1 pseudogene is annotated in these 514 nt (G+C 65.4%); it reads left to right on the forward strand.

What is annotated here, in order from left to right:
- Positions 1–477 (forward strand): annotated as a pseudogene (locus ABWU19_RS15075) (hypothetical protein); the annotation flags it as partial.
- Positions 478–514 lie beyond the last annotated feature (37 nt).

Below are 514 nucleotides of genomic sequence, written 5' to 3' on the forward strand. Positions count from 1 at the left end.
CTTGCAGGACTAGCGGCGTTGGGGTTGGCGTTGGCCTACGGGCCTAGGGGTGGCATGGGGGGGCCGCAACAAGGGATGAAGGCAGGGCTTGCTGACGCCATGCACAATAAGGTGCCCACCCTCCTGGGGATCACCCTGGAGGAGTTTGTGGCTCTACGCCAGTCGGGTAAGACCCTGGCCCAAATTGCCCAGGAACGGGGGGTGGATCTAGCCAAGCTGGAAGCCCAGCTGGTGGGGATCCGCAACGCCGCCATCGACGAGGCGGTTAAGGCCGGGGCCATCACCGAAGCCCAGGCTGTCCAGATGAAGGCCCGCAACCAGGAAATGGTCAAAATCATGCTCCAGAAGGAGGTTGGGCCGATGGGAGGAGCCCAGGCTTATGGCCGCCGCGCCGGCCAAGACGTGGCCCCCGGTACACCCAAGGGCCCGGGGCACCCCACCCAAAGGGGTAGCTTTGGCCCCGGGCGAAACCGGTAGGTTTAGGCCATAGGGCCTCTCCCATCCTGGGGGAGGC

It is taken from the genome of Meiothermus cerbereus, assembly GCF_051297115.1.
In the GTDB taxonomy this organism is placed as follows: domain Bacteria; phylum Deinococcota; class Deinococci; order Deinococcales; family Thermaceae; genus Meiothermus; species Meiothermus cerbereus_A.